Source organism: Mesorhizobium sp. Arg314 (genome assembly GCF_053714275.1).
On record NZ_JBSKBP010000022.1, the window covers coordinates 39,201 to 61,931 of the forward strand.

Sequence of the window (22,731 nt, forward strand, 5' to 3'; positions counted from 1 at the left end):
CCTTGCTTGGGGATTCAGGCGGTCCGGTGGCGGTGATGCACGATGCGGGCGCGCAGCACACCCCGCGTGCCGAACAGGATCGAGCAGAAATAGACGACGCCGGACGAAAGGATGATCGCCGGTCCGGAGGGCAGCGAGGCGTGGTAGGACAAAAGCAGCCCGGCGATGCAGGACGCAAAGCCGATCAGCACCGCCAGCACGCACATCGGTTCCACACGCGCCGTCCAGAAACGGGCGGCCGCCGCCGGCAGCATCATCAGCCCGACCGACAGCAACGTGCCGAGCGCCTGGAAGCCGCCGACGAGGTTGAGCACGACAAGGCCGAGGAAGATGAAATGCACCGGGCTGCCCATGCGGCTCACCGAGCGCAGGAACAGCGGATCGAGGCATTCGGCGACAAGCGCGCGCCAGAAGATGGCGAGGCAGGCGAGCGTCACCACCACGATGCCGCCGATCAGGATGAGCGCCTCATTGTTGAGCGCCAGCACTGTGCCGAACAACACGTGCATCAGGTCGACGCTGGAGCCGCGGATCGACACCATCAGCACGCCGACGGCAAGCGAGATGAGATAGAAGGCCGCCATCGAGGCATCCTCGCGCTGAATGGTGTAGCGCGAGACCGCGCCCGCCCCGAGCGCGACGATGATGCCGGCGATCAGTCCGCCGACCGTCATCGGCAGGATTTCGAGGCCATAGAGCAGGAAGCCGGCGGCAGCTCCGGGCAGGATGGCATGCGCCATGGCGTCGCCCGACAGGCTCATGCGCCGCAGCATCAGGAAGACGCCGACCGGGCAGGCGCCGAGCGACAGCATCAGCGAGCCGAACAGCGCCCGCTGCATGAAGGCGAAATCGGCGAAAGGCGCGATGAACAGGCCGTAGAGGAAGTCCATCACGCCGCCCTCGGTCCGGAGCCGTGCTGATGGTCGTGATCACGCGCGTGATCGTGCGGGCCGTGCGCGTGATCATGGCCATGGTCGTGATCATCCGGCTCGCACCACGGCGCGTTCTCTTCCCACGCCTCGTGGAAGCGCCTTGCCTTGAGCAGGTTTTCCGGCCGCAGCGTTTCCTTTGTGTCGCCCCAGGCGACGGGCTGGCGCGCCAGCAGCAGCGTCTCCGGGAAATTCTGCCGCACGAGATCGAGGTCGTGCACCACGACCATGATCGTGCGTTCCTCGCCATGCCAGCGTTTGATCAACTGGATGAGGTCGCCGACCGTCTTGGCGTCGACCGCGTTGAACGGCTCGTCGAGCAGGATGAGGTCGGCGTCCTGCAAAAGCACGCGGGCAAACAGCGTGCGCTGCAGCTGGCCGCCGGACAGCGTGTCGATCGGCCGCCTCTCGAAGCCGCCGAGCCCGACCGCCATCAGCGCCTTGCTGACGGATTCGCGGTCTTCCTTGGTATAGCGGCCAAGCATGCCGCGCTTTGGCCACAGCCCAAGCGAGACAAGGTCGACGACCCGAGCCGGAAAGGAGCGGTCGAGCTCCGACTGCTGCGGCAGGTAGGCTGCGCGCACGCCGGGCATACGCACAACCGCGCCTTCCATCGGCTTGAGCACGCCGACGATGCCTTTCATCAGCGTCGACTTGCCCGAACCGTTGGCGCCGACCACAGCCGTCAGCGAGCCCTTTCTGACGATGCCGTTGAGGTGATGGATCGCCGGATGGCTGTTGTAGCCGAGCGTCAGGTCGCGGAAGGTCAGGCAGGCATTGGTCATCAGACGGCGGTCCGCGAAAATCGAGTGCGTTGTCGATATGTGATGTTATTACATTAGTCAACATGCCGGCCCGGCGCAATTGTGTCATCGCCGCTCAACTCGCCGTGTACGCAATCGGGTCGAGACCGGACGATTGGCTCAATTGGTTTGGCGTCCGCCGGCCTTGCCCCGAGCCGGTTCGGACTCTAAACAGGCGCCGACCTCTAAAAACGAAGGAACCTCTCGAATGAGCATTCGTCGCATCGATGTCGGCCCGCGCATGAGCCAGATCGTCATCCACGGCAACACCGTCTATCTGGCCGGCCAGGTCGGCGAGCCCGGCGGCAACGTCGCCTCGCAGACCCGCGACATCCTGAAGACTATCGACGAATTGCTGGCCAAGGCCGGCACCGACAAGACCAAGATCGTGCAGACGATCATCTGGCTGGCCGACATGGGCACCTTCGCCGAGATGAACTCGGAATGGGACAAATGGGTGCCGCAGGGCCACACCCCGGCCCGCGCCACCGGCGAAGCCAAGCTCGCCGGCCCGGAATACCTTGTCGAGATCATTGTGACGGCGGCGATCTGAGCCGTCACTCCCCCTCATCCGGCCGCTTCGCGGCCACCTTCTCCCCGGTGGGGAGAAGAGATTTGCGCCGGCGCTGACCGACTCCTCTCCCCGAGGGGAGAGGTCAGCCGAGCGAAGCGGAGGCTGGGTGAGGGGGAGTCACCCCTGCGAAGGCGTGAACCTTGCCACCAGCGTATGGCTCTCCGCCGGATAGATGAAACGCACATGCGTGACCGGGTGCTCGGCGCTCCAGGTGCGACGCTCGACCACCAGGCAGGGCGCTCCGGGATCGATGTCGAGCACATCGGCGACAGTGTCGTCGGCGGCCATGGCGCGGATGCGGTGCTCGGCCTCGCTCCACGGCACGCGGCCGATCAGCCAGGGGCCGGGCGCGATGTCCACAAATTCCTCCTCGCCAGCCTCGGCCACCGCTGAAAGGTTGATCAGCCGCTGCTCGAGCGCGAACGGCCGTTCGCCGGCAAAATGCAAGCCTTCCAGCGCAAGCACCGGACCTGATGCGGAAAGCCCGAGCAGCGCGCGATCCTCGGCGCCGCTGCGCCGCTTCAGGCGTTCCAGCCGCTCATAGCGATAGGGCAGACGGAGCGCCTCGACCTCGATCCTGATGTCGTGCAGTTCGAGCACCGCCGCCTGCGACTGCGGCTGGCGCACGAAACTGCCGGACCGGCGGCGGCGCTCGATCAGTCCGGCCTTGGCGAGTTGCGACAGCGCCTTGTTCACGGTCATGCGCGAGCAATTATAGTGGGCCGTCAGCTCGTGCTCGAAAGGGATGCGGTGGCCGGGCGCCCAGGCGCCCGAGAGGATCTTTTCGCGGATGTCGGACAGGATTCGCTGATGCAGCGAGATGGTCTCTCCGCCCTCGACATCATCTGTTTCGACAAGACTCATCGGATGGTCCTGTTCAGCCTTGCGACAATGCGGTCATGACTTTGCGAAACCGCTCGGCGACCGCCTCGCGCTTCGCGTGCCTGCCGCCGCTGACCTGCTTCTTGCCATGCACCCAGACGCAATCGACTTTGCCGCCATTGGCAAAAATCCAGGCGTCGAGGATCGTGTCGCCCGCCTTGCCGGCAAGCGAAGGATGGCCGGCGTCGAGCGAGACGAAATCGGCGGGGCCGCCGGCGGCAATTTGCGACGGTCCGGCGCCGAGCGCCTGGCTGCCGCCGTCGAGCGAGGCGTCAAACAGCGCGCGCCCCGTGGAACCGCCGGCGCGGGCCAGCACGTTGCGGGCGCGGTGGGCGAGGCGCTGCGAATATTCGAGCTGCCGAAGCTCGTCCGGCAGGCCGATCAGCACATTGGAATCGGAGCCGACGCCGAAGCGTCCGCCATGCTCGACGAACAGCGGGGCCGCGAAAGTGCCATCGCCGAGATTGGCCTCGGTGATCGGGCAGAGCCCGGCGATCGCACCGGTCCGTGCCATGCCGATGGTTTCCGCCTCGGTCATATGGGTGGCGTGGATCAGGCACCAGCTTTTGTCCACCTTGGCGTTGGCCAGCAGGAACTCGACCGGACGCTTGCCCGACCAGGCGATGCAGTCCTCGACCTCCTTCACCTGTTCGGCGATATGGATATGGATCGGCCCGTTCGGCGCCATCGTCGCGACGGCATTGAGCTCGTCCGGCGTTGCGGCGCGCAGACTATGCGGCGCGACGCCGACGACCGCCTCCTCCAGCGAACGAACACCTTCGCGACACTTTTCAAGTAGCCGCCCGAAGCGCTCGACATCATTGATGAATCGCCGTTGGCCTTCATTTGGCGCGGCGCCGCCGAAGGACGAGTGGGCGTAAAACACCGGCAGCAGCGTCAGGCCGACGCCGGTATCGGCTGCGGCAGCGGCGATGCGTTCCGCCATCTCGGCGATATTGGCGTAAGGCTGTCCGTCGCGGTCGTGATGCAGATAGTGGAACTCGCCGACGCGCGAGAAGCCGGCCTCCAGCATCTCGACATAAAGCTGCGCCGCTACCGCCTCGACCTGGTCGGGTGTCATCGACAATGCGAAACGGTACATCACCTCGCGCCAGCTCCAGAAACTATCGGCCGAAGGGCCGCGCAGCTCGGCAAGGCCCGCCATGCCGCGCTGGAAGGCGTGGCTGTGCAGATTGGGCATGCCGGGCAGGACAATGCCATGGCGTTCGTCGCCGGCCTGCGCGGAAGCACCAACGTCGACCCCGGTGATGCGGCCGCCATCGAAAGCGATCCTCACATTGCCCTGCCAACCGCCGGGCAAAAGCGCCTGTTCCGCAAAGATCGCTGTCACTTTTGTCTCCAAATCTCGATGCGTGAGCGACGATACCACTTGCGTCGTATCTCAATATGTATATACATAATCGCCATCCAATCAAATGGAAAAGATGATGGGTGGAGCAAACTGGAAGAGCGGCCTTCGGGTCTGGCGCAACGCGCGGCTGGCGACGATGGCCGATGGCGCGGCCGGTCTCGGCATCGTCGAGAAAGGTGCGATCGCGTCGCGTGACGGTCTCATCGTCTATGCCGGTCCTGAGGCCGACATGCCGGCTTCCGCCGGGCAGGGCGCCGAGACCGTCGATTGCGGGGGACGCTGGATCACGCCCGGCCTGATCGATTGCCACACGCATCTGGTCTATGCCGGCAACCGCGCCAATGAATTCGAAATGCGGCTGGCCGGCGCCACCTATGAAGAAGTGGCACGTGCTGGGGGCGGCATCGTCTCCTCGGTCAAGTCGCTGCGCGCCGCCAGCGAGGACGAACTGGTCGCCCAGACCCTGCCGCGCCTCGATGCGCTGATGGCCGAAGGGGTCACCACCGTCGAGGTCAAGTCCGGCTACGGCCTCGATACCGACAATGAGAAGAAGTCGCTGCGCGCGGCCCGCCGTCTGGCCAATGAGCGCCCGGTCACGGTCCGCACCACCTGTCTGGCCGCCCATGCGCTGCCGCCCGAGGCCAAGGGCGACAAGGATGCGTTCATCGATCTCGTCGCCGGCACCATTCTGCCGCAAGTCGCCGCCGAAAAGCTCGCCGATGCCGTCGATGGCTTCTGCGAGGGCATTGCATTCTCGCCCGAGCAGATGGCGCGCGTCTTCGACAAGGCCAAGGCGCTTGGCCTGCCTGTAAAACTCCACGCCGACCAGCTTTCCAACCTGCATGGCGCAGCACTTGCCGCCCGCTATGGCGCGTTGTCGGCCGACCACCTCGAATATACGGACGAGGAAGGCGCCGAGGCGATGGCCAAGGCCGGCACCGTGGCGACGATCCTGCCCGGCGCCTATTACTTCATCCGCGAGACGAAGAAGCCGCCGGTCGACCTGTTCCGCCGCCACGGCGTCAAGATGGCTGTCGCCACCGACTCTAATCCCGGCACCTCGCCGCTCACCTCGCTGCTGCTCACCATGAACATGGCCGCGACGCTGTTCGGCATGACTGTCGACGAATGCCTTGCCGGCGTCACCCGCGAAGCCTCGCGGGCACTTGGCCTGCTCGATAGCACAGGCACGTTGGAAGCCGGCAAATCGGCCGACCTTGCCATCTGGGATATCGAGCGCCCGGCCGAACTCGTTTACCGCATGGGCTTCAACCCGCTCCATGCCCGTATCTGGAGAGGACAATGACGGAACTTACCCTGACGCCGGGAAACGCGACGCTTGCCGACTGGCGCGCCATCTATCGCGGCGCCGTGCCGCAGCTTGACGCCGCCTGCCGGCCGAAGATCAAGGCCAGCGCCGAGGCGGTCGCCCGCATCGTCGCCAAGGGCGAGCCGGTCTATGGCATCAACACCGGCTTCGGCAAGCTGGCCAGCGTCCGTATCCCGGCCAACGATCTCGAAACGCTCCAGCGCAACATCGTGCTGTCGCATGCCGCGGGGGTCGGCGAGCCGATGCCGGTCGCGGTGGTTCGGCTGATGATGGCGTTGAAGCTCGCCAGCCTTGCCCAGGGTGCTTCCGGCGTGCGGCCTCAGACCATCGAATTGCTGGAGGCCATGCTTGCGAACGACGTCATTCCGGTGGTGCCGGCGCAAGGCTCGGTCGGCGCTTCCGGCGACCTCGCGCCCCTCTCGCACATGACGGCGGTCATGATCGGCGTCGGTGAATGTTTTACCCCGCATGGCCGTTTCCCGGCCAAGGTCGCCTTCGTATCGCATGGGCTGGAGCCGGTGACGCTCGGCGCCAAGGAAGGCCTGGCACTGCTCAACGGCACGCAGTTCTCGACGGCTTTCGCGCTCGCCGGCCTGTTCGAGGCCGAGGTGCTCTACCAGTCGGCGCTGGTTGCCGGCGCGCTGTCGACCGATGCCGCCAAGGGCTCCGATGCGCCCTTCGACCCGCGCATCCACCTCTTGCGCAAGCATCGCGGCCAGATCGAAACGGCCGACGCCCTGCGCAATCTGATGGCCGGCAGCGCCATTCGTGAATCGCACCGCATCGGCGACGAGCGCGTGCAGGACCCATATTGCCTGCGCTGCCAGCCGCAGGTGATGGGGGCTGCCCTCGACGTGCTGCGCAAGGCCGCCGACACGCTTGAGACCGAGGCCAACGGCGTCACCGACAACCCGCTGATCTTCGTCGAGGACGATACCGCGCTTTCGGGCGGCAATTTCCACGCCGAGCCGGTGGCCTTCGCCGCCGACATGATCGCGCTGGTCGTCTGCGAGATCGGCTCGCTGTCGGAGCGGCGCATCGCCATGCTGGTCGATCCGGCATTGTCCGGCATGCCGGCCTTCCTGACGCCGAAGCCGGGCCTGAACTCCGGCTTCATGATCCCGCAGGTGACAGCGGCCGCCCTTGTTTCGGAAAACAAGCAGAAGGCCTATCCGGCGAGCGTCGATTCCATCCCGACCTCGGCCAACCAGGAAGACCATGTCTCGATGGCGGCGCATGGCGCGCGGCGGCTGCTCGGCATGATCGAGAATGCGACCGCCGTCATCGGCATCGAGTTGCTGGCCGCTGCGCAGGGCTGCGATTTCCACCAGCCGCTTGCGTCCAGCGGAGCGCTGGAAGCGGTGCGCAAGCTGGTCCGGGCCGAGGTGCCGCATCTCGACAATGACCGGCATTTCCATCCCGACATGGAAAAGGCGATCGCCATGGTCCGCAGCGGCGCCGCGGTGAAGGCGGCGAGCGCCGTGAAGCTCCCGGGAATTGCGTCGTGAGGTTGAACGCCCTGATAGGCCGCGATCCTTCGCGCCCCCCTCTGTCCTGCCGGACATCTCCCCCTCAAGGGGGGAGATTGGCTGTCACCTTGGCTTTCGCCAATCTCCAACGCGGCAGGAATGAGCGCGGCGCCGAAACCGCCAATCTCCCGCCAAGAGGGGGAGATGCCCGGCAGGGCAGAGGGGGACGCCGTAGAGCTCCAAAATGCGGAGGTCTCGCATGACCCCTTCATGGTTGACGGTAACCCAGGGCACAGCACCCCTGCTGGTCTCGATCCCGCATACCGGCATCGACCTTGCCGGTCTCGACAGCCGGCTGGTTTCGACCTGGCTCGGCCGCCGCGACTGCGACTGGTGGATCGACAAGCTCTATAATTTTGCCGCCGACCTTGGCGCGACTGTCGTGCACACCGCTATTTCGCGCACTGTCATCGACGTCAACCGCGATCCGTCGGGCGTCTCGCTCTATCCCGGGCAGGCCACGACGACGCTCTGCCCGACCGAGACCTTCGACGGCGATCCGCTCTATAATATGGGCGACGAACCGACCCCGTCCGAGATCGACCAGCGCCGCGAGACCTATTTCGTACCGTATCATGCCGCCTTGCAGGCCGAAATCGACCGGCTGCGCGGCATGCACGAGAACATCGTGCTCTATGACTGCCATTCGATCCGATCGGTGCTGCCGCGGCTGTTCGAAGGCACTTTGCCGGTCTTCAATCTCGGCACCAATGACGGCAGGAGCACCGATCCGTCGCTGCAGGACAAGGTCGCCGAAATCCTCGCCGCGACCGGCGAGACCTGGGTGGTCAACGGCCGCTTCAAGGGCGGCTGGATCACCCGCAGCTTCGGCCAGCCGCAGGACGGAGTGCACGCGCTGCAGATGGAGCTCTCCAACCGCGGCTACATGCGCGAGCCGGCCGGGAAGGGCTCGCCCGAGAACTGGCCGGTGCCTTACGACGCGACCTATGCCGCGCCGATCCGCGCCACGCTGAAAACCATCCTCGAAACCGCCATTGAATGGGCCGGGCGCTGACGCGCCGCCTTACTCGAAAGGGACAATGATGAACGATCCTCGCCACAACATCCGCGAAGTGCGCAGCCCCCGCGGCGACAAGCTCAACGCCCGTTACTGGACGACCGAGGCGCCGCTGCGCATGTTGATGAACAATCTCGACCCGGAGGTCGCCGAGAACCCGAACGAGCTCGTCGTCTATGGCGGCATCGGCAGGGCGGCGCGCACCTGGAACGATTTCGACCGCATCGTTGCTTCGCTGAAGACGTTGGGCGAGGACGAGACGCTCCTGGTGCAGTCCGGCAAGCCGGTCGGCGTTTTCAAAACCCACGCCAACGCCCCGCGCGTGCTCATCGCCAACTCCAACATCGTGCCGCACTGGGCAACCTGGGAGAAGTTCAACGAGCTCGATAGGAAGGGCCTGATGATGTACGGCCAGATGACGGCCGGCTCCTGGATCTATATCGGCACGCAAGGCATCGTGCAGGGCACGTATGAAACTTTTGTGGAAGCGGGCCGCCAGCACTACAACGGCAACCTCAAGGGCAAATGGATCCTGACCGGCGGTCTCGGCGGCATGGGCGGCGCCCAGCCTCTGGCCGCCGTCATGGCCGGCGCTTGCTGCCTGGCGATCGAATGCAATCCCGACTCCATCGATTTCCGCTTGCGCACCCGCTATGTCGACGAAAAGGCCGAGACGCTCGACGAAGCGATGGAAATGATCGAGCGCTGGACCAAGGCCGGCGAGGCGAAGTCGGTCGGCCTGCTCGGCAACGCGGCCGAGATCGTGCCGGAAATGTTCAGGCGCGGCATCCGTCCCGACATGGTCACCGACCAGACCTCGGCGCATGACCCGATCAACGGCTATCTGCCCAAGGGCTGGACCATGGCCGAGTGGCGCGAGAAGCGCGTCAGCGACCCGAAGGCGGTCGAAAAGGCCGCCCGCGCGTCGATGCGCGAGCATGTCGAGGCGATGGTGGCGTTCTGGAACGCCGGCGTGCCGACGCTGGACTACGGCAACAACATCCGCCAGGTCGCCAAGGACGAGGGTTTCGAGAACGCCTTCGCCTTCCCGGGCTTCGTGCCGGCCTATATCCGGCCGCTGTTTTGCCGCGGCATCGGTCCGTTCCGCTGGGCGGCGCTCTCGGGCGATCCGGAAGACATCTACAAGACCGACGCCAAGGTGCGCGAGCTCACCCCCGGCAACACCCATCTGCACAATTGGCTCGACATGGCGCGCGAGCGCATCTCGTTCCAGGGCCTGCCGGCGCGCATCTGCTGGGTCGGCCTCGGCGACCGCCACCGGCTCGGCCTCGCCTTCAACGAGATGGTGGCCAAGTGCGAGCTCAAGGCGCCGGTCGTCATCGGCCGCGACCATCTCGATTCCGGCTCGGTCGCCTCGCCGAACCGCGAGACCGAAGCGATGAAGGACGGCTCCGACGCCATCTCCGACTGGCCGCTGCTCAACGCGCTGCTCAATACCGCGTCCGGCGCCACCTGGGTGTCGCTGCACCATGGTGGCGGCGTCGGCATGGGCTTCTCGCAGCATGCCGGCATGGTCATCGTCGCCGACGGCACAGCTGACGCGGCAAAGCGCCTGGAGCGCGTGCTCTGGAACGACCCGGCGACTGGCGTCATGCGCCATGCCGATGCCGGCTACGACATCGCCATCCAATGCGCCAAAGAGCACCAGCTCAACCTGCCGGGCATCCTGGGCTAAGGCGATGCGCATCCTTCGTGCCGCCGGCTACCGCGTCATGCCATGGAAGAATAGCGGCGGCACGACCACCGAAATCGCCGTCTCGCCGCTTGGCGCCGGGCTCGACGATTTCGACTGGCGCGTCTCGATGGCCCGCGTCGAAACCAGCGGGCCGTTCTCCAGCTTTGCCGGCATCGACCGCACGCTGTCGGTGCTGGAAGGCGATGGCGTGGTGCTCGACATTGCCGGCCGGCCGCCGGTGCGCCTGGCTGCGGCTTCGGCGCCGCTCGCCTTTCCGGGTGACGTGCCGACCAGTGCGGCGTTGATCAACGGTCCGATCACCGATCTCAACGTCATGACCCGCCGCGGCCGCATGACGCATAGGGTCGAGTGCCGGCCGCTCTCCGGCGAGATTCGCCTTAAGCCGGACGCCGACACGACGCTCATTCTTGCCGTTGACGCCGGCGCCACGCTCTTCACGCACGATGGGTCGGACCTCGGACCGCTCGATGCGCTGATTCTCGACCGTGACAGCCCGGAACTGCGGCTTCAGCCCAAGGGGCAGGGTCTGCTTTTCGTGATCGAGCTCCATCGGGTCGCCGCCAACCATTAACGGCTGTTGCCAAACATGATCGCGGCTCGGGTGAATTATCGTCCGGCCCCTTGCATGTATCACGAAAAAGCCTGAATCCTTGCCCTGATCCAACCGGGGGCGGAGAGCGAGGGGCGTTCGCCCACGAGCTGTCGAAAGGGCACGCCCCTGTCGTGGTGCGCAAAACAAACTTTCGGCCAACCAGTCATGCAACCAATTGCAATTGAACCGGTTTTAGGGGCATTGCCGTGGCGGTGACGCCGCATTGCGCCCCGCCTTACGGAATTTTCAATGAACATTCAGACGAATCCGAACAAGATTGAACAGACAAGCGCCGGCTTCCCGGTGGTGACGGAAGCGCCGATACGCTCCAACTTCCTGCCTGAGGACCGGCTGCGCGCCTTGGGCGTTGCGCTCGCCAAGGGCGAGGTCAAGGAACTGTTCGGCCTCGCCCCGTTCGAGTTCCAGGCCCGCATCCGCGACAGCGCCAAGAAGATCCTCGAAGTCTATCGCTCGACCAATGCCGCCCAGGCCAAGGGCGAGACCATCACACCGGCCGCGCAATGGCTGCTCGACAACAACTACCTGGTCGAGGAGACCATTTTCCAGGTCAAGCGCGACTTGCCGCGCCGCTTCTATCGGCAGTTGCCGACGCTCACGCTCGGCGACGGTATCGTACTGCCGCGCGCCTTCATCGTTGCCTGGAGCTATGTCGAGCATTCCGACAGCTCCGTCTCGGCCAGCATGTTCAAGGCGATTGTCGAGGGCTTCCAGTCGGTCGAGCCGCTGAAGATCGGCGAGATCTGGGCGCTGCCGTCGCTGCTGCGCTTCGTGCTGATCGAGAACCTCCGCCGCATCGCCGTGCGCGTCGATCGCACCAGGCAGATGCGCCACATCGCCAACGAGGTCGCCGACCGCGTTCTGGCGACCGACGACAATGCCGACCGCACCAGGATCCTGTCGACCTACAGAGCGCATGCGCAGGACACCACTTTCGCCACCCAGCTGCTCTATCGCCTGCGCGACGGGTCGCAGAACGCCGGCAGGGCGCTGGAATGGCTGGAAGGCGAGCTCGAAAAGACCGGCTCCGACGCTGAGGAGATCATCATCTCCGAGCATCAGACGCTGTCCAGCGGCAACGTTACCACCGGCAACATCATCCGCGGCCTGCGCCTCATCAACGACGTCGACTGGACGGTCTGGTTCGAAGGCGTCAGCCGCATCGACACGCTGCTGCGCGAGAAGACCGATTTCGCCGCGCTCGACTTCTTCTCGCGCGACCAGTACCGCACCGCGATCGAGCAGCTGGCGCGGCGCTCCGAGCTGTCCGAATACCGGGTGGCCGAAAAGGCGATCGAGCTTGCCGGCCACACGCCCGGTGTCACCGATGCGTCCGGCGTGCCCGAAACCGCCGACCCCGCCGTGCATACCGATGTCGGCTTCTTCCTGGTCGGCCCGCGCCGGCAGGAACTGGAAAACGCGATCGGCTACCGGCCGCCTTTCTATGTGACCTTCAAGCGCGCCTTTGCCAGCGCTGGCTGGCTGGGCATCGTCGTGCCGGTTTTCCTTTTGACGGCGCTGCTCTTGGTGCTTTCGGGGAGGGCGCTCGCCAATCTCGGCCTGTCGGTGGAATCGATCACGCTGATGCTGGCGTTGTTCGCTGTGCCGGCCAGTGAAGGCGCGTTGGCCTTCTTCAACACCGTGGTGGCGCTGTTCCTGAAGCCGACCAGGCTTGTCGGCTATGATTACAACAAGCACGGCATCCCGGCCGAGGCGCGCACCCTGGTCGTGGTGCCTTCGCTGATCGGCTCGCGCGACGATGTCGAGGAAAACATCCGCAACATCGAGGTGCATCACCTCGCCAACACTGCGGAAGAGATCCATTTCGCGCTTCTGTCCGACTGGCCGGATTCCAAGACCGAGATCGACGCCGCCGATATCGAGATCCTGCAATATGCCCGCGACGAGATCGCCAGGCTCAATGCCCGCTATCCGTCGGAGGGCTCGCCGCGCTTTTATCTCTTGCACCGGCGCCGGCTCTACAACCAGGCGCAGGGCTGCTGGATGGGCTGGGAGCGCAAGCGCGGCAAGCTGCATGAACTGAACCTTCTGGTGCGCGGCGACAGCGACACCACCTTCCTGCCGCTCGACGTGCCGCTGCCGGAGAAGGTCGTCTATGTGATGACGCTCGACGCCGACACGCGCACCACGCGCGACGCGGTTTCGAGCCTGGTCGGCAAGCTCGCCCATCCGCTGAACCGCCCGCATTTCGATCCGGTCAAGCGCGTCGTCAGCGCCGGCTACACCATCCTGCAGCCGCGCATCACGGCTTCGCTCACCAGCGGCGACGATGCCTCCTTTTTCCAGCGCGTCTTCTCGGCCAACCGCGGCCTCGACCCGTATGTGTTCGCCGTCTCCGACGTCTATCAGGACGTCTTCGGCGACGGTTCCTTCACCGGCAAGGGCCTCTACCATGTCGATGCCTTCGAGGCGGCGCTGAAGGACCGCATCGACGAAAACACCATCCTCAGCCACGATCTGCTCGAAGGCGCGCTGGCGCGCGCGGCGCTGGTCACCGACGTCGAACTGGTCGAGGATTATCCGACCCGCTACTCGGTCGACGCCTCGCGCCACCATCGCTGGGCGCGCGGCGACTGGCAGCTGCTCGGCTTCATCTTCGACCCGCGCGCCGGGGTGCCTGCGCTGTCGCGCTGGAAAATGGTCGACAACCTGCGCCGCTCGGTCACCCCGATCTTCTGGGTCATGGCCTGCGTCGCCGGCTGGACGCTGCTGCCCTTCACCCAGGCCGCGCAGTGGCAGGCGCTTTTGATCCTCAGCCTGTTCATGGCGCCGACTTTCGATATCGTGAACGGCATCCTGCCGAAGAGCGGGGACCAGACGCCGCGCGGCCATTTCTCCGCTCTGGCCCGCGACACCGTATTCGGCACCGCCCTGGTGGCGCTCAAGGTGCTCTTGATGGCGCACCTCGCCTGGATGATGGGCGATGCCATCATCCGCACCATCTACCGGCTCTTCGTCAGCCGGCAGAACCTGCTCGAATGGCGCACCGCATCGCAGGCGGCCAAAAGCGGCACCGATCTCGGCGCCTATTACGGCATGATGTATGGCGCGGTCATCATCGGCGTCGTCGGCCTCGCTATTCCGGTGCTGGCCGATTCCACCGGCGCCTTCGTCGCCTTCTTCTTCGCCATCTTCTGGATCGCTTCGCCCGCCGTCGCCTGCTGGATCAGCCGCTCGGCCGAAACCGAGGACAGGCTGCGCATCTCGACCGCCGACATCCACGCGCTGCGCACCTTCGCGCGCCGCACCTGGCACTATTTCGAGACCTTCGTCACGCCCGAGCAGCATCATCTGCCGCCGGACAATTTCCAGGAAAGCCCGGCGCCGGTTGTGGCGCCGCGCACCTCGCCGACCAATATCGGCGTCTATCTGCTCTCGGTGGTGTCGGCGCGCGATTTCGGCTGGATCAGCCTGTCGGATGCCATCACCCGCATCGACGCCACGATGACGACCATCGAGAACATGCCGCGCGATCGCGGTCATCTCTACAACTGGTATGACACGACGACACTGAAGCCGCTCTATCCGCTCTATATCTCCGCGGTCGACAGTGGCAATCTCGCGGGCCATCTGGTCGCGGTGGCGGCGTCCTGCGCCGAATGGGCCGAAGCGCCTTCCGTGCATCTGCAGGGCGATTTCGAAGGCATCATCGACACCGTCACAATTCTCGATGAGAGCCTGGACGAACTGCCTGACGACCGCCGGCAACTGCGGCCGCTGCGCCAGCGCCTGGCCGACCGTCTGGACGGCATGCGCCGCGCCGTTGCGACCATCAAGGCGCAGCCTGAGATGGCATCGATCCGCACAATCAACCTTGCCGTGCTGGCGGGCGAGATCCGCAAGCTCGCCACCGCCATCCACACCGAGGCGACATCGCCGAAGAGCGATGTCATCGCCGACTGGGCGGAGCGGCTGGAAGCGACCTGCGAGGCGCATGTGCATGACTCGCACAATGACGAAAGCGCGGTCGCCGCCTTGCGCGCCAAGCTGCTCGCTTTGCGCGAACGCTGCCGCCGCTATGCCTTCGAGATGGATTTCTCCTTCCTGATGCGGCAGGAGCGCAAGCTTCTGTCGATCGGGTACCGGGTCGAGGACCGCCAGCTCGACGAGAGCTGCTACGACCTGCTCGCTTCCGAGGCGCGGCTCACCAGCCTGTTCGCCATCGCCAAGGGCGACCTGCCGACCGAGCATTGGTTCCGTCTCGGTCGGCCGGTCGTCGAGATCGGCTTCCAGGGCGCGCTGATGTCCTGGTCGGGCTCGATGTTCGAGTATCTGATGCCGCCGCTGGTGATGAAGGAGCCGCAGGGCTCGATTCTCAACCAGACCAGCAAGCTCATCATCAAGCGCCAGATCCAGTATGCGCGTTCGAAGAACGTGCCCTGGGGCATTTCGGAAGCGGCCTACAACGCCCGCGACCGCGAGCTCACCTATCAGTACACCAATTTCGGCGTGCCCGGCCTCGGCCTGAAGCGCGGCCTTGGCCAGAACACCGTGATCGCGCCCTATGCGACGATCCTGGCGGCGCAGTTCAGCCCGCGCGAGGCGGTGCAGAACCTGCAGCGGCTGCGCTCGATCGGCGCGCTTGGCCGCCACGGCTTCTACGACGCTGTCGATTTCACGCCGCAGCGTGTGCCCGAAGGCACCGACCATGCCGTGGTGCAGAACTACATGGCGCACCATTCCGGCATGTCGATCGCCGCTGTCGCCGACGCCATTTTCGAGGGTCGGCTGCGAGAGCGCTTCCACAGCGACCCGGTGATCGAATCGGCCGAGCTTCTCTTGCAGGAGAAGGCGCCGCGCGACATTCCGACCGCCACGGTCAGGACGGAAGCCGACGAGCGCTCCAAGGACGAAACCGAGACCGAGAGCCCGGACAGCCGCGTCGTTCTCGACCCGATCAAGGCGCTGCGGGCGACCAACGTCATGTCCAACGGCCGCTATTCGGTCATGGTCACCGCTACCGGCTCCGGCTACAGCCGCTTCGGCGAGCTTGCGATCACCCGCTGGCAGCCGGATCCGAGCGAGGACCGTCTCGGCTCCTACATCTTCCTTCGCGACACCGCGACTGGCGACTGGTGGTCGGCAACCGCCGAGCCGAAGCGCGCCGAGGGCGAACGCGTCCAGACGCTGTTCGGGGACGACAAGGCGAGTTTCACCAAATCGGTCGGCCCGCTGCGTTCGGAAGTCGAATGCATCGTCATTTCCGAAGGCAATGGCGAAGGCCGCCGCATCACGCTCTATAATGACGGCGCAACCGACAGGCATATCGAGGTGACCTCCTTCGCCGAGCTGGTGCTCGGCAACGAAGCCTCGGACAACGCGCATCCGGCGTTCTCCAAGATGTTCATCGAGACCGAGATCGCGCCGAACAACGGCGCGATCTTTGCCACAAGGCGCAAGCGCGACAAGAACGACCCCGACCTCACCATGGTGCATTTCGTCACCGACCCGGCGGGTCCGTCGCGCGATGCCGAGGCCGAGACCGACCGGCGCGCCTTCATCGGCCGTGGCCGCACCATCGCCGATGCCGTCGCCTTCGATCCGGGCGCCAGGCTTTCCGGCGGCCAGGGCTTCACGCTCGACCCGGTGGCGGCATTGCGCCGCCAGGTGCGCGTGCCGGCCAACAAGAAGATATCGCTGACCTTCTGGACAGCCGTCGGCGCCAATCGCGGCGAGCTCGACGAGGCGATCGCCCGCCTCGACCACCAGGAGAGCTTCGCCCGCCAGGCCATGCTTGCCTGGACGCGCAGCCAGGTGCAGACGCGTCATCTGGGCCTGAGCCTCACCGACGCCGCCAATGTGCAGAAGCTGGCGCGCTATCTGATCTATCCCGATCCGTTCCTGCGCCTGCCGGCGGAGTCCATCGCCTCCGGCCTCGGCCGCCAGTCGAGCCTGTGGCCGACCAGCATCTCCGGCGATTTCCCCATCTTCCTCGTGCGCATCGGCGACGTCGCCGATCTCGAGATCGTCGCCCAGGCGCTCCGCTTCCAGGAATATATGCGCGCCCGTGGCATGATGATCGACTTCGTCGTCGTCAACGAGCAAGCCTCGTCCTATGTGCAGGACCTGCAGCGTGCGGTGGAGACGCTGTGCGAGAACAGCCGCCTGCGCGGCCGCGAGCTTGGGCCCCGCCAGCACATCTTCGCGGTGCGCCGCGACCTGATGGACGAGCCGACCTACAAGACCTTGCTGTCGGTGGCGCGCGTGGTGCTGCATACGCGCAACGGCACGATCTTCGATCAGCTCGAACGCGCCGAGACGGCTGCGCTCCAGGCCCGCGATGCCCTGCTGCAGGCGGAAGGTGGCAGCCCGCGCGAGCCAGTTCCGCCGCTGCCTTTGCCGGTGCCGGCAAGCCGGGGAGGAGCCGACATTGCCGCCGACGGCAGCGGCCTCAGCCTGTGGAACGGCTTTGGCGGCTTCGATGGCGACGGCCGCCACTATGTGACGCGGCTGACCGGCCGGCGCTCGACGCCGCAGCCCTGGATCAACGTGATCTCCAACGCCTCTTTCGGCTTCCACGTCTCGGCCGAAGGCGCCGGCTTCACCTGGAGCCGCAACAGCCGCGACTACCAGCTGACGCCCTGGTCGAACGACCCGGTGTCGAACCGGCCGGGCGAGGGCTTCTATGTTTTCGACCACGCCAGCGGCAAGGCGTTCTCGCCGATGGCCGCGACGGTTCGCGATCCGTCGATGACCTATGAGACCTGGCATGGCCAGGGCTTCTCGACCTTCCGCTCCAGGCGGGGTTCGCTGTCCATGGACCTGACGCAGGTGGTCGACCCGACCGATCCCGTGAAGATCACCCGGTTGCGCATCCAGAATTCCGGCTCCGTGCCGGCGCGGCTGCGCGTCTATGCCTATGCCGAATGGGTGCTGGGCGGCCATCGCTCACGCACCGCGGCGACCATCGTGCCGACGCGGGATGCGGCAACGGGCGCGCTTTTGGCGCAGAACCCCTATGGCCTCGACTTCGGCGAGCGGGTCGCTTTCCTGGCGGCCGGCCATACCGTCCATTCGGTGACCGCTGACCGCAGCGAGTTCATCGGCAGGCATGGCACGACCGAGTATCCGCAGGCCGTGCTTGGCGGGCTTGCGCTCTCGGGCCGGATCGAGGCGGGCGACGATCCCTGCGCGGTTGTCGCCAGCGACATCGACGTTCCGGCCGGGGGCGACGTCACGTTGTTCTGGCTGCTCGGCGACGCGTCCACGCCCGCCGAGGCAAGCGCGCTGGTGCAGACCCATCGCGGCAAGGATTTCGATCAGCGCCTGGCCGACAACGAGCGCGCCTGGCGCGGCTTCCTCGACACCATCCAGGTCGAGACGCCCGACGAGGCGATGAACGCCATGGTCAACCACTGGCTGCCTTACCAGAGCCTGGCCTGCCGCATCCGCGCCCGCTCGGCATTCTACCAGGCGAGCGGCGCTTTCGGCTTCCGCGACCAGCTGCAGGACACGCTGTCGCTTCTGGCGCATGACCCGAAGCTGGCGCGCGACCAGATCCTCAATGCCGCGCGCCGGCAGTTCCCGGAGGGCGACGTCCAGCACTGGTGGCTGCCGCGCACCGATGCCGGGGTGCGCACCTTGATCTCGGACGACGTTGTCTGGCTGGCGCATGCGACGGCCCGCTACATCGAGGTGACCGGCGATGCTGGTATCCTCAAGGAGCAACTGCCTTTCATCGACGGGCAGCAGCTCGGCGAGGGCGAGCATGACGCCTTCTTCACGCCGGAGATCACCAAGAGCACCGCACCGCTCTATGACCATTGCGCGCGGGCGCTCGATCTCGCGATCAAGCGCAGCAGCCCAGCCGGCCTGCCGCTCATCCTTGGCGGCGACTGGAACGACGGCATGAACCGCGTCGGCGAGGGCGGCAAGGGCGAGAGCGTGTGGCTGGGCTGGTTCCTGTTGAAGACGCTGATCGACTTCGCGCCGGTCGCCAAGGGGCAGGGCGACACCAAGCGGGCGCAGGCCTGGACCAAGCATGCGGATGCGCTGAAGCGGGCGCTGGAAAGCACCGCCTGGGACGGCCAGTGGTACCGGCGCGGCAGCTTCGACGACGGCACGCCGCTCGGTTCGCACAACTCCGACGAGTGCAAGATCGACTCCATCGCCCAGTCCTGGAGCGTGCTGTCGGGCGAAGGCGATCCGGCCCGCTCCACGACGGCCATGGGGCAGGCGACCAACATGCTGGTCGATGACAAGCTCAATATCGTCAAGCTGTTCACGCCGCCCTTCTCCAGGAGCGAGAAGGATCCCGGTTACATCAAGAGCTACCCGCCTGGCGTGCGCGAGAACGGCGGCCAGTATACCCATGCCGCGACCTGGTTCGTGATCGCGCTGGCCGAAATGGGCCGCACCGACGAGGCCTATCGCTGCTTCTCGATGCTGAACCCCGTCAATCACGCTTCGGATGAGGCGGCGGCCGAACACTACCGCGTCGAGCCCTATGTCGTGGCCGCGGACATCTATTCCGGCGAAGGCAAGGGCGGCCGCGGCGGCTGGACCTGGTACACGGGCTCGGCCGGCTGGCTCTACCGCGCTGCGGTGGAAGGCATCCTCGGCATCGAGCGGCGCGGCAAGGAGATCACGTTTAGGCCGAAGCTGCCCGGACACTGGGATGGCTACGCCGCGACGCTCAAGATGTTCGACGGCGAGATCAAGGTTCGCGTCATCCGCGACAAAAAGACCAAGTCGATCTCGCTTGAAGTCGACGGTTCGAAGAAAAAATCAACCTCTTTTGAGCCGAAAACCGATGGCAAGACCGAGGTTGTCGTCAAGATACCTGCGTAAAATCAAAGGCTTGGCTTGTTGGCTGCGCACCCTCCGGGGCGCGCGGCCAATCGGTGTTTTTTACTTGGCGCAGGCGCCGCGCCCGATCGCGCGCCTTCCTTTAGGGCAGGCTAAGCAAGCAGCCGGTGATTAAAAATGTGGCAGCGCGAGGCCAGTGCCATTATTTTGCCGCAAGGCTGACATTTCACCTTTTATCTCAAACCGTTAGGCGATCACGTCAGATTTCGTACCGTCGTCATCTTTTGTTCGCTAAATGGGAACGGAAGGGATAGACGACGCATTGTTTCGCGACACATTTACCGTTACGTGTCAAAAAATGGTGCGGTGCACAATAGCGGCATTGAGCACAGACAAGAGTTTGGCGGAGTAGCTGAAGTGTCACTTCTGCAGATCTACTTTAGAGCGCTGGGTTATCTGGCGGCCGACAAGAAGCGCGTTGCGCTGATTTGCGGCGCCAACGTCGCGCTCGCAGCGATCGCAATCCTCGAGCCGATCCTGTTGGGCCGGGTGATCGGTGCCATTTCCGAAAAAGGCCAGGTGTTTTCGACGCTCGCCGTCTGGGCAGCTCTCGGTGTCTTCAATGTCATAGCCTTCGTGCTGGTGGCGCGCGGCGCCGACCGCTTCGCCCATGCCCGTCGTTCGGAAGTGTTGTGCCAATCCTTCGAGCGCGTCATCACCATGCCGCTTGCCTGGCATCACCAGCGCGGCACTTCCAATTCGCTGCACACGCTGCTGCGCGCCGTCGAGACCCTGTTCAGCCTGTGGCTCGAATTCATGCGCGTTCATCTGTCGACGGCCATCGCGCTGGTGCTGCTGGTGCCCACCGCGCTTGCCATGGACATCCGCATGTCCATTGTGTTGCTCGGCCTCGGCGTGCTTTACGTTGGCATCGGCCGTATCGTCATGCGCCGCACCAAGTCAGGGCAGACGGCCGTCGAGCGCCACTACCACACCGTGTTTGCCCATGTGACCGATAGCGTCAGCAATGTCGCCGTGCTGCAGAGCTACAACCGCATCGGCCATGAGACCGCGACGTTGAAGCGTTACGTCAAGAACCTGCTCGACGCGCAGAACCCTGTGCTCGACTGGTGGGCGATCGCCAATGCGCTGAACCGCCTGTCGTCGACGATCTCGATGATGATCGTGCTCTCGATCGGCGCTTATCTCGTCACCCGTGGCCAGCTCCGCGTCGGCGATGTCGTCGCTTTTACCGGCTTTGCCGGAATGCTGATTGCCCGTCTCGACCAGATGTCGGCCTTCACCACCCAGATTTCCGAGGCGCGCGCCAAGCTCGAGGACTTCTATCGCCTTGAAGACTCGGCCGCCGACACCGCTGAGCCGGACGGTTTGCGCGAGCTCACCAATGTCACCGGCCACGTGCGCTTCGAGGATGTCAGCTTCGAGTTCGCCAATTCCGGCCACGGCATCGACGATGTCTCCTTCGAGGTCCAGGCTGGCCAGACGGTTGCCATCGTCGGCCCGACCGGCGCCGGCAAGACGACGCTCATCAATTTGCTGCAGCGCGTCTTCACGCCGTCAAGCGGCCGCATCCTGATCGACGGTATCGACACCCGCACGGTGACCCGCAAGTCGCTGCGCCATTCGATCGCCACCGTCTTCCAGGACGCCGGCCTGCTCAACCGCTCGATCGAGGACAACATCCGTGTCGGCCGCGCCGATGCGAGCAATGACGAGGTCCACGCCGCAGCCAACGCCGCCGCCGCGCAGGATTTCATCCTCTCCAAGAGCGGCGGCTACGATACCATCGTCGGCGAGCGCGGCGGCCAGCTCTCGGGCGGCGAGCGCCAGCGTATTGCCATTGCCCGCGCCGTGCTGAAGGATGCGCCGATCCTGGTGCTCGACGAGGCGACCAGCGCGCTCGACGTCGAGACCGAGGACCGCGTCAAGGAGGCGATCGACGAGTTGCGCCGCGACCGCACGACCTTCATTATCGCCCACCGCCTGACCACCGTCCGCGACGCCGACCTCGTCGTCTTCATGGACAAGGGCAAGGTGGTCGAGTTCGGCGGCTTTGCCGAACTGTCGCTGCGCAACGGCCGCTTCGCCGCCCTGCTGCGCGCCGGCGGCCTGCTCAACGACGAAGAGGTCCGCCGCCTCAGCCGTCCGGTGACGGAAGCGGCTTAAAGCAAGGCGCTTCTCCCTTCTCCCCTTGTGGGAGAAGGTGGATCGGCGCGTAGCGCCGAGACGGATGAGGGGTGTTCCAGCGGAGTGAGACGCTGGTGTCATCTGGAACACCCCTCATCCGTCGCCTTCGGCGACACCTTCTCCCACAAGGGGAGAAGGGAAAGTGCGACACTCCCCCGATTGCCCCTGGCGCATCGCCGGTCTATTTAGGTCGCCATGAGCGACACCACCTCACGCCCTGCCGGCTGGACCGATCTCGCCAACCCGACGCGCTTCGTCGGGCTGGCCGACAAGGTCGTCCCTTGGCTGGCGGCGCTAGCGGCGATCCTGCTCGTGGCAGGCTTGTATATGAGCTTCACCGCGCCAGAGGATTTCCAGCAGGGCATCACGGTGCGCATCATGTATATCCACGTGCCTTTCGCCTGGCTCGCCATGATGTGCTACACGATCATGGCGATCTCGGCGCTGGGCACGCTGGTCTGGCGCCATCCGCTGGCCGATGTGGCGCTGAAATCGGCGGCCCCGATCGGCGCCACCTTTACCGCGCTGGCGCTGATCACCGGCTCGATCTGGGGCAAGCCGATGTGGGGCACCTGGTGGGTATGGGATGCGCGGCTGACCTCGGTCTTCGTGCTCTTCCTGATGTATCTCGGCATCATCGCGCTGACCCGCGCGCTGGATGATGCCGGCCGCGCCGCCTGGGCCGCCGCCATCATCACGCTCGTCGGCTTCATCAACATCCCGATCATCAAATTCTCGGTCGATTGGTGGAATACGCTGCACCAGCCCGCGTCGGTCTTCCGGCTCGGCGGTCCGACCATCGACCCCTCGATGCTGTGGCCGCTCGGCGTGATGGCGCTCGGCTTCACGGTGCTGTTCTTCGCGCTGCATCTGATGGCGATGCGCACGGAGATTTTCCGACGCCGTGTTACCGCGATGCGCAGGGTTGCGGCAAGGCAGGCCGAGCGGGCTTGACCTTCTCCCTTGTGGGAGAAGGTGTCGCCGAAGGCG

Annotated in this window: 13 protein-coding genes; 9 read left to right on the forward strand and 4 right to left on the reverse strand. The window is 65.4% G+C overall.

Annotated features, from left to right (window positions below; genetic code table 11):
• Nucleotides 1-14: 14 nt before the first annotated feature.
• Both aztB and aztA read right to left on the reverse strand, forming a co-directional pair.
• Entirely contained in the window at nt 15-890 is an 876-nt protein-coding gene (gene aztB, locus ACWGS9_RS22005) for a zinc ABC transporter permease AztB (protein WP_454507269.1), read from the reverse strand.
• Nucleotides 890-1,714 carry a zinc ABC transporter ATP-binding protein AztA gene (gene aztA, locus ACWGS9_RS22010; RefSeq protein ID WP_454507225.1) on the reverse strand — a complete coding sequence of 275 codons (825 nt, stop codon included), beginning with the start codon at nt 1,712-1,714 and terminating at the stop codon, nt 890-892. Before aztA ends, aztB begins: the two co-directional genes overlap by 1 nt.
• 226 nt (nt 1,715-1,940) lie before the next feature.
• Between aztA and ACWGS9_RS22015 the strand changes: the two genes are divergently transcribed.
• The gene (locus tag ACWGS9_RS22015) at nt 1,941-2,285 is read left to right on the forward strand and encodes a RidA family protein (RefSeq protein ID WP_320212134.1); all 345 of its coding nucleotides are present in this window, start codon (nt 1,941-1,943) and stop codon (nt 2,283-2,285) included.
• 138 nt (nt 2,286-2,423) lie between these two features.
• Here the strand turns inward: ACWGS9_RS22015 and hutC are convergent, their stop codons facing one another.
• Both hutC and ACWGS9_RS22025 read right to left on the reverse strand, forming a co-directional pair.
• Complete coding sequence (hutC, locus tag ACWGS9_RS22020; protein WP_454507226.1) at nt 2,424-3,170, reverse strand: histidine utilization repressor; 747 nt, start codon at nt 3,168-3,170, stop codon at nt 2,424-2,426.
• A 13-nt stretch (nt 3,171-3,183) separates the two neighbouring features.
• Entirely contained in the window at nt 3,184-4,539 is a 1,356-nt protein-coding gene (locus ACWGS9_RS22025) for a formimidoylglutamate deiminase (RefSeq protein WP_454507227.1), read from the reverse strand.
• A 97-nt stretch (nt 4,540-4,636) separates the two neighbouring features.
• Between ACWGS9_RS22025 and hutI the strand changes: the two genes are divergently transcribed.
• From hutI to ACWGS9_RS22065, 8 genes are all read left to right on the forward strand, one after another.
• Nucleotides 4,637-5,866, forward strand: a complete 1,230-nt coding sequence (gene hutI, locus ACWGS9_RS22030; protein ID WP_454507228.1) for an imidazolonepropionase — start codon at nt 4,637-4,639, stop codon at nt 5,864-5,866.
• Nucleotides 5,863-7,398: a histidine ammonia-lyase gene (gene hutH / locus ACWGS9_RS22035; protein ID WP_454507229.1), complete on the forward strand. Its 1,536-nt coding sequence runs from the start codon at nt 5,863-5,865 to the stop codon at nt 7,396-7,398. The genes hutI and hutH overlap by 4 nt, the downstream gene beginning before the upstream one ends.
• Before the next feature lie 220 nt (nt 7,399-7,618).
• Nucleotides 7,619-8,434, forward strand: a complete 816-nt coding sequence (hutG, locus tag ACWGS9_RS22040; RefSeq protein WP_454507230.1) for an N-formylglutamate deformylase — start codon at nt 7,619-7,621, stop codon at nt 8,432-8,434.
• A 25-nt stretch (nt 8,435-8,459) separates the two neighbouring features.
• Nucleotides 8,460-10,133 carry a urocanate hydratase gene (gene hutU / locus ACWGS9_RS22045; RefSeq protein WP_454507231.1) on the forward strand — a complete coding sequence of 558 codons (1,674 nt, stop codon included), beginning with the start codon at nt 8,460-8,462 and terminating at the stop codon, nt 10,131-10,133.
• 4 nt (nt 10,134-10,137) lie between these two features.
• Nucleotides 10,138-10,725, forward strand: a complete 588-nt coding sequence (locus ACWGS9_RS22050; RefSeq protein WP_454507232.1) for a HutD/Ves family protein — start codon at nt 10,138-10,140, stop codon at nt 10,723-10,725.
• Nucleotides 10,726-10,995: 270 nt separating this feature from the next.
• Nucleotides 10,996-19,575 carry a GH36-type glycosyl hydrolase domain-containing protein gene (locus ACWGS9_RS22055; protein WP_454507233.1) on the forward strand — a complete coding sequence of 2,860 codons (8,580 nt, stop codon included), beginning with the start codon at nt 10,996-10,998 and terminating at the stop codon, nt 19,573-19,575.
• A 375-nt stretch (nt 19,576-19,950) separates the two neighbouring features.
• A complete protein-coding gene (locus ACWGS9_RS22060) occupies nt 19,951-21,720 on the forward strand; it encodes a glucan ABC transporter ATP-binding protein/ permease (protein ID WP_454507234.1) in 1,770 nt (589 codons plus the stop codon).
• Nucleotides 21,721-21,936: 216 nt separating this feature from the next.
• The gene (locus ACWGS9_RS22065) at nt 21,937-22,695 is read left to right on the forward strand and encodes a heme ABC transporter permease (RefSeq protein ID WP_454507235.1); all 759 of its coding nucleotides are present in this window, start codon (nt 21,937-21,939) and stop codon (nt 22,693-22,695) included.
• Nucleotides 22,696-22,731 lie beyond the last annotated feature (36 nt).

Bases quoted from the DNA above. Each gene is read 5' to 3' on its own strand.
- aztB (WP_454507269.1), bottom strand. From the start codon at position 890: ATGGACTTCCTCTACGGCCTGTTCATCGCGCCTTTCGCCGATTTCGCC.
- aztA (WP_454507225.1), bottom strand. From the start codon at position 1,714: ATGACCAATGCCTGCCTGACCTTCCGCGACCTGACGCTCGGCTACAAC.
- ACWGS9_RS22015 (WP_320212134.1), top strand. From the start codon at position 1,941: ATGAGCATTCGTCGCATCGATGTCGGCCCGCGCATGAGCCAGATCGTC.
- hutC (WP_454507226.1), bottom strand. From the start codon at position 3,170: ATGAGTCTTGTCGAAACAGATGATGTCGAGGGCGGAGAGACCATCTCG.
- hutI (WP_454507228.1), top strand. From the start codon at position 4,637: ATGGGTGGAGCAAACTGGAAGAGCGGCCTTCGGGTCTGGCGCAACGCG.
- hutH (WP_454507229.1), top strand. From the start codon at position 5,863: ATGACGGAACTTACCCTGACGCCGGGAAACGCGACGCTTGCCGACTGG.
- hutG (WP_454507230.1), top strand. From the start codon at position 7,619: ATGACCCCTTCATGGTTGACGGTAACCCAGGGCACAGCACCCCTGCTG.
- hutU (WP_454507231.1), top strand. From the start codon at position 8,460: ATGATGAACGATCCTCGCCACAACATCCGCGAAGTGCGCAGCCCCCGC.
- ACWGS9_RS22050 (WP_454507232.1), top strand. From the start codon at position 10,138: ATGCGCATCCTTCGTGCCGCCGGCTACCGCGTCATGCCATGGAAGAAT.
- ACWGS9_RS22055 (WP_454507233.1), top strand. From the start codon at position 10,996: ATGAACATTCAGACGAATCCGAACAAGATTGAACAGACAAGCGCCGGC.
- ACWGS9_RS22065 (WP_454507235.1), top strand. From the start codon at position 21,937: ATGAGCGACACCACCTCACGCCCTGCCGGCTGGACCGATCTCGCCAAC.